This is a genomic window from Kribbella sp. (genome assembly GCF_035655035.1).
In the GTDB taxonomy this organism is placed as follows: Bacteria; Actinomycetota; Actinomycetes; order Propionibacteriales; family Kribbellaceae; genus Kribbella.
Window position 1 is genome coordinate 1 of record NZ_DASRVN010000461.1, and the last position, 7240, is coordinate 7240.

A 7240-nucleotide genomic window follows, 5' to 3' on the forward strand; every position below is an offset into this window, starting at 1 on the left:
CGGCTCGACATGATGCTGAACGACTCGATGTACGGGATCCTGTTCCGCGACATCAACCCGATCCGGACCTTCGTCGACCAGCGGTTCAGCCGGCAGATCCACGCCCGCGCCGGGATCATCATCAACACCGGCGAGGACAACTACCTGACCACCGCGGACGCGGTCGAGGCCGCGCACACGGTCACGGTGTCGCAGCTGCTGAACGAGTACTTCGCGAAGGAGGCCGGGCTGGAGGACTGGCAGCTCGGGCTCGGACACGCGTTCGAGATCAACCCGGACATCCCGGACTCGTTCCGGCTGGAGCTGGCGCACGCGATGCTCGCCCGCCAGCTGTTCCCGAACGCGCCACTGAAGTGGATGCCGCCGACCCGGCACATGACCGGCGACGTGTTCCGCGGGTACCTGCTGGACGGGTTCTTCAACCTGGTCGGCGCGATGACCGGTCAGGGCATCCTGCTGGTCGGGATGATGACCGAGGCGGTGGTCACGCCGTGGATCTCCGACCGCGACCTGGCGCTGCAGAACGTCCGGTACGTGTTGGGTGCCGCGGGCAACCTTCACGAGGACTTCCGGCCGGAGCCCAACGGGTTCATCGCGCAGCGTGCCCGGCAGGTGCTGGGGGAGTCGGTTGAGCTGCTCGACCGGATCGTCGACGACGGCCTGCTGAACGCGATCGGCGACGGCACGTTCGGCTTGATGAAACGTCCTCAGGACGCCGGCCGCGGCCTGGACGGGGTCGCGCGGAAGTCGGCGGCGTACTACAACCCGGCGATCGAGCTGTTGGAGGAGGGCCAGTGAGTATCATCCGGCCGTACGGCGACACCACCGGGGACGGGATGGTGCAGCTGTCGTTCACGTTGCCGGTCCCGCACGACAAGCGGGCCGAGGGCGCCGCGGTGCAGCTGGCGAACAAGATGGGCATGGACCCGGCGCTGGTCGTGCACTCGAAGCCGATCGGCCCGGATTTCACGTTCTTCGTGGTGTACGGCCCGGTCAACCACCTGGTCGACACCTCCAAGGTCGAGGTCGTCGAGCGGGACTACCCGTTGCTGGCGCCGAAGGAAGTCAACCTCGCGATCCGCAAGGGCCTGCGCCGCCGGCTCACCGTGGTCGGCGCGTGTATCGGCACCGACGCGCACACGGTCGGTATCGACGCGATCCTCAACATCAAGGGGTTCGCCGGCGAGAAGGGCCTGGAGTACTACCGCGAGGTGAAGGTGGTGAACCTCGGCGCCCAGGTCGCCGTACCGGAGCTGGTCCGGCGGGCGCGGGCGGAGAAGGCCGACGCGATCCTGGTCTCGCAGGTGGTCACGCAGCGCGAGGCGCATGTGCTGAACACCAAGGAGATGTCGGCCGCGTTCCGCGAGGCGTACTCCGAGGACACCCGTCCGGTACTGGTTGCCGGCGGCCCCCGTTTCACCGAGCAGATGGCCGGCGAGCTCGGCGTCGACCGGGTGTTCGGCCGCGGGACCACCCCGGGTGAGGTGGCCAGCTATCTCGTCGACGCGTTGGTGACGAAACGTCACTCCTACAGAACGGTTGCATAAAGGTGTCGAAGGCAACTATTGGTTTGACCGTCAGGCATCGCCGGTACGTCCCGTACAGCCACGCGCACTACGCCGGGAACCTGGTCGACGGCGCGTACGTGCTGGCGCTGTTCGGCGACGTCGCCACCGAGGTGTGCATCCAGGCCGACGGTGACGAGGGCCTGTTCGCGTCGTACTCCGACGTGCAGTTCCTGCAGCCGCTGCGCGCCGGGGACGTGGTCGAGGTGACGGCCACCATCAGCCGGGTCGGCAACCGCAGCCGGGACCTCGATTTCAGCGCGTACGTCGTGTGCCGCGGTCGTCCGGACCAATCCGCCTCGGCCGCCGAAGTACTCGCCGAACCGCTGGAAATCACCCGGGCCAAAGGAACCGTCGTCGTCCCGGTTGGGTGACGATTGGTTGCCCTGGGTAACGATCACGTGGAGTGCCGACATCGCTCTGTAACGTGACTCGGGTGAGGGTTCCTCGTTTTCCCTTGTAGGGCAGGCGATAGTGTTACAACGGGCTCAAAGAGCCGGGGGAGAGGTTGACACCGTCGTCGTCAGCGAGCATCGTTTTGGGAGTCGTCATATCCCGTTTGTTCAACGGTCACACGAAGTTCGGCCGCCGGATGATCCCGCGACGCTGACCAGGCCATAGCCAGGCTTGAGTCGACGGGGGCTGAGATCGCCGGCGGTGAGCCCCCCGCGGGGCAGAGGTGGAAGAGGCTCGGCGGCCAGTAGACAACAGCCGGACGGTGCGCAGCCAGCGTATCGCCGGTTGGTCCGAAGGCACGCCGAGCCTCTTTCCTCTGACCGGACCTGGATCGGCTTCTGACCCCTCTCTCGCGCCGCCGAACTCCATCCGTGTGATTCGGTCGCTTCCCGGTGACATTTCCCGGCGTTGACAACGACCGACACCTACTGGCTACTGACCGGATACATTGGCGTGTCCGGGACGTTGTACGGTCGTGCGACCGGCGTCCGCCGGTGAGTGAGGACAAGGGGTTACCGCGTGGACCGGTTGAAGGCGCTGGGGCGGCTGCTGCCGCGGGTGGCGGTGGCCGTGGCGGCCGGGGCGATGCTCGGTTTCTCGTTCCAGCCGCACGACCTGCCGTGGCTGACGATCGTCGCCGTACCGCTCCTCCTCGCCGCGCTGCACGGGATCTCGATGAAGGCCGGCTTCCTCGTCGGCGCCGCCTTCGGCATCACGTACTACGCGGTCCTGGTGCCCTGGCTGAGCGTGATCGGCGGGGACGCCGCGATCGCGCTCGCGGTCCTCGAGGGGCTGTTCTACGCGGTCTTCGGGCTGTTCGCGACCCAGGTGCTGAAGTTGCGGCTGTGGCCGTTGTGGATCCCGTGCCTGTGGGTCGCGACCGAGTTCGCGACCGCGTCCGTACCGTTCGGCGGGTTCCCGTGGGGCAAGCTCGCCTGGGCCTTCGCGGACGCACCGCTCGGGCGGCTGGCGGCGTATGTCGGGATCGCGGGGCTGAGCTTCGTCGTCGCGTTCCTCGGCGTGCTGGTGTACGCCGTACTGCGCCGGGGGACCGCGCTGCGGATGCGCGCGGTGGTCGTGGTCGCGGGGCTGGCGATCGTGTTCGGGAGTGCCCTGATCCACCTGCCGCTGGCCGGTGACGGGAAGAGCGTGACGGCCGCGATGGTGCAGGGCAACGTCCCGGGCAAGGGACTGGAGTTCCTCGGCCGGGCGCGGACCGTGACCCAGAACCACCTGAAGGCGACGCTCGACCTCGAGCAGGAGGTCCAGGCCGGCAAGGTGCGGAAGCCGGACCTGGTGATCTGGCCGGAGAACTCCACCGACATCGACCCGTACAAGGACGACGAGACCCGGGCCGACATCGAGCAGGCCGTGCACGCCGTGAACGTTCCGATCCTGGTCGGCGCGGTGACCGAGGGGCCGGGGGTGAACGAGCGGCAGACCACGGGGATCGTGTGGGACCCGGTGACCGGGCCGGGCCAGCGGTACGCGAAGCGGCATCCGGTGCCGTTCGGTGAGTACATCCCGTTCCGCGACCAGCTGCTGCCGTACATCCACCGGCTGGAGATGATCGGCGCGCAGACGGTGCCCGGTGTCGGGCCGGGCGTGATGCCGATCCGCGGCGTCACGTACGGCGACGTGATCTGCTTCGAGCTGGCGTACGACAACGTGATCCGGGATGTGGTGAACGGCGGCGCCCAGGTCCTGATCGTGCAGACCAATAACGCGACGTACAGCGGCACCGGGCAGCCGGAGCAGCAGTTCGCCATCACCCGGATGCGCGCGATCGAGACCGGCCGAACGGTCCTGATCGCGTCGACCAGCGGCATCTCCGGCGTGATCCGCCCGGACGGGACGGTCGAGCACAAGTCGGCGCAGTTCACCCGGGACTTGTATGTGGCGAACGTGCCGCTGAAGGACGGCCACACGCTGGCGACGACGCTCGGCGGCTGGCCGCAATGGGTGCTGACCGCGCTCGGACTGCTCGGGCTGGTGCTCGCGATGGCGGCGCGGCGCCGTACGCGTGGGGACAAGACTCCGCCGCCTCCGGCCGCAGGTTCCACGAGGGAACGCGAGAAGGTGCCCGCCTGACAGGTCGGGGTACCCCCTGAACGACCCCCGACGTGCGCAGCGGACCGTGGAACGGCTGCCGCGACCTGTAACACTGGGGTGAGTCTGTGGAAGGGGCAAGAGATGCCGTGGTTGATCGGGCTGGCACTGCTGGCCGTGCCGGTCGTGGAGATCTTCGTGATCATCCAGGTGGGCCACGCCATCGGCGGCTGGCAGACCTTGGGCCTGCTCGTCCTCGAAACGTTCCTCGGTGCCTGGCTGGTGAAACGCGCCGGGCGGCGTGCTTGGGCCACGCTTCAGTCCACCTTCCAGTCCGCCAACCTGCCGGGCGCAGGCTTTCCCGGGCGGGACCTGACGGACAGCGGCATGGTGCTGATCGGTGGCGCGCTGCTGATCATCCCCGGGTTCATCTCCGACGTGGTCGGGCTGTTCTTCCTGCTCCCGTTCACCCGCTCGCTGGCGCGCCGCCTCTCCACCCGCTTCCTCACCCGCCGCGCCGCGACCCTCACCCCACCGACCTTCCCCCCGTTCATCCCCGGCGCCCCCAACCCCAGCACCCCACCGCCTCCGGCGACGTAATCCAAGGCGAGGTCGTCGACCCGGACTAGCCCAACCCGCCGACTCCTGGCGTGGGCTGCTTGTGTGCTGGACGTCCGGTGGACTGGCTCACGCGGTTGCCGGCTTCGCCGTGCTTCGGCGGGTGGTCAGGCGGGCGGTGAGGAGGCAGAGGGCGACGAGTACGGCGGCCATCAGGAGGCGGTCCGGCATCGTCTTCGCGCGGGTGATCAGCCCGAAGACCGAGTGGGCGATCAGGGCAGCGCCGATCGCTGCGGCCCGGTGCCGCTCGGTCCAGGCCGGGCCCGCGCTCCAGCGGGCGAGCAGCCAGGCGGTCCCGATTCCGACGGCCGCGGCCATCGCCATCGGCACGAGCACCCAGTTGCCATGGGCAAACGCCGGCTGCCGCGCCCCGCCGATCGGAAACAACAACGCGAGATACCCCAAGGTCGCCACCCCGCACACCACCCCGACGAGCGCGGGAACGGGTGTCGGGGAGGGGGCGGGTGTGGTGAGTGGTCGGCGGGGGAGGATGCCTAGGGCGACGACGGCGCAGATGATGATGATGGCGACGACGGTCAGGATGGCGGGTGCCGGCATCTGGTAGTTCGGGTCCTCTGTCGGCGGTACCGCCAGGCGGAGCAGTACCGCGCCGAGCAGCGTCACGAAGGCGGTGATGACCATGCCGCCGCGGCGGAGGTACGGCTGCTTGCCGACGCGACGGAACATCAGCTCCACCAGCGCGATCGGGATCACCACACTGAAGACGACGTGGTACGGCAGGTTCAGCTCGGTGTACGTCGTGTTGATCCCGAGCACGCGTGGCCCCCAGGCAGCGGCGCCGTACAAGTGCGGGCTGGTCAGGCTCTGCAGCGCGAGCCCTTCCTCGAGGAGGCCGTAGCAGACGCCGAGCAGCGCGATCGTCGGCCAGCCGCCGCCGGCCCGGCGGGCGAGTTCGCGGATGAGCAGCGCGCCGGCGCCGTAGATCGGGATGTACATCAGCACCAGGTACAACATCCGCACCGGCACCGTCCCGAGCGAGAACTCCGCGACCAGCGGGGTCACCAGCACGAGGGTCCACGCGGCCTTCCCGGCGCCCGGCTGTTTCGGCGGCTTGGGCTGCCGGGGGAAGGCCGCCCGTACCGGCTTGAGGTTGGTGATGACGACCAGGGCCGCGAGCAACAACAACTGGACGACCTGCACCGACCGCAGCCAGCCCGGGTAGGCGCCGGTCAGCAGGAGGTAGCCGACGGCAACTACCCCGGCGATCGAGAGCGTTCGCACCCGCACGTAGGCACCCCGGCGCCCGCGCCGCATCCGGCGCGCGATGAACCAGTAGAACGCCGCGATCACCAGCACCATCGACGCCCGGATCCAGATCGAGATCCGGAGCTCCTCGGCGGTCTTCGTACTGCCGTGGGCCAGCTGGTAGTCCACCACCGCCGCCGTGAAGGTCAGGGTGAGCGCGGCGAAGATCGCGCTCGCGACCAGGTTCGCGAACAGCAGGACGACGGCCCGCCGGACCCACACGGTGGCGGCTGGCGGCAGGGCGGTGTCGGCCGGGGAACTCGTCATACCCCGGAGGTTAGGGAACTCCAGGGAAGACCGGCATCCGACCAAAGTCGAGGTTTGCGTGACCATCGGGGGTGGGTGCGCGAGACTGACCCGGTGACGAGGCTCGGTCGGTGGATCGATGGGTGGTTGCGGCGGCGGGATCCGGGGTTGGGTGCCACCCGGCGGGCCGCGCGCACGGCGGTGGTGATGCCGGTGCTGTTCGCGTTCTGCGCGGGCGTGCTGAAGGCGCCGACGGTGGCGACGTTCGCCGCGTTCGGGGCGTTCGCGATGTTGCTGCTGGTGGAGTTCCCGGGCGGTGTCGTGCAGCGGATCCGCGCACAGGTGCAGTTGGCGATCGCCTGGCTCGTGCTGGTGTCGCTGGGCACGCTGGCGGGCCACACGATATGGACGGCGATCGCGGCCACTGCGGTCGTCGGGTTCGGCGTGTTGTTCTCCGGCGTCGTCAGTTCGGTGCTCGCCGGGGCCGGTACGTCGTTGTTGCTGTCGTTCATCCTCTCCGTGGCGACACCCGGCTCGCTGTCGACGCTGCCCGATCGGCTCGCCGGGGTCGCGATCGCGGCCGGCGCGGCTGTCCTCGCCGTGACGTTCCTGTGGCCACGGGGGTCGGTCGACCTGCTCGGTGCACCGGCCGCGCGAGTGTGCCGGGCTGCCGCGGCGCAGTTGCGGTCCGAGGCGCTGGACTCCGCCGCCGTCTGCGCCGTCCGTACCCGGGAGACGAGGACGTCGATCGACGAACTCCGTCGTACCTTCACCGCGACTCCGTACCGGCCGACCGGGCTGTCGACCGGGTCCCGCGCCCTCGTCCGGCTGGTCGACGAGCTGACCTGGCTGAGCACGATCGTCGACGAACCGGGGCCGGAGGCAACGACCTGTGACGCGGACGCCGCGGCCGTGCACCTGGCGGCCGCGCAGGTGCTCGAGTGCGGGGCCGAGCTGCTGGAGAACCCTCGTCGGATTGTCGACGATCTGACAAGTGCGACCGAGCAGCTCCGCGACGCGGTGTCGAAGCTCGAGGACGG

Annotated in this window: 7 protein-coding genes; 6 read left to right on the top strand and 1 reads right to left on the bottom strand. The window is 69.2% G+C overall.

Annotation, left to right across the window (positions count from 1 at the left end; all coding sequences use genetic code 11):
- From VFF46_RS25330 to VFF46_RS25350, 5 genes are all read left to right on the top strand, one after another.
- Nucleotides 1–798: lysine 5,6-aminomutase subunit alpha TIM-barrel domain-containing protein (locus tag VFF46_RS25330; RefSeq protein ID WP_325039707.1), on the top strand; the 798-nt coding region annotated here is incomplete at its 5' end.
- The gene (locus VFF46_RS25335) at nt 795–1547 is read left to right on the top strand and encodes an OAM dimerization domain-containing protein (protein WP_325039708.1); all 753 of its coding nucleotides are present in this window, start codon (nt 795–797) and stop codon (nt 1545–1547) included. The genes VFF46_RS25330 and VFF46_RS25335, both read left to right, overlap by 4 nt.
- Nucleotides 1548–1570: 23 nt before the next feature.
- Nucleotides 1571–1939: a hotdog domain-containing protein gene (locus VFF46_RS25340; protein WP_325039709.1), complete on the top strand. Its 369-nt coding sequence runs from the start codon at nt 1571–1573 to the stop codon at nt 1937–1939.
- Between the two features lie 601 nt (nt 1940–2540).
- A complete protein-coding gene (lnt, locus tag VFF46_RS25345) occupies nt 2541–4112 on the top strand; it encodes an apolipoprotein N-acyltransferase (RefSeq protein WP_325039710.1) in 1572 nt (523 codons plus the stop codon).
- Between the two features lie 102 nt (nt 4113–4214).
- Nucleotides 4215–4670, top strand: a complete 456-nt coding sequence (locus VFF46_RS25350; protein ID WP_325039711.1) for an FxsA family protein — start codon at nt 4215–4217, stop codon at nt 4668–4670.
- A gap of 87 nt (nt 4671–4757) precedes the next feature.
- On the opposite strand, the gene VFF46_RS25355 is transcribed toward VFF46_RS25350, so the two are convergent.
- Nucleotides 4758–6221: a hypothetical protein gene (locus VFF46_RS25355; protein ID WP_325039712.1), complete on the bottom strand. Its 1464-nt coding sequence runs from the start codon at nt 6219–6221 to the stop codon at nt 4758–4760.
- 93 nt (nt 6222–6314) lie between these two features.
- Between VFF46_RS25355 and VFF46_RS25360 the strand changes: the two genes are divergently transcribed.
- Nucleotides 6315–7240 (top strand): hypothetical protein (locus VFF46_RS25360; RefSeq protein WP_325039713.1); only part of this gene is annotated, 926 nt, incomplete at its 3' end.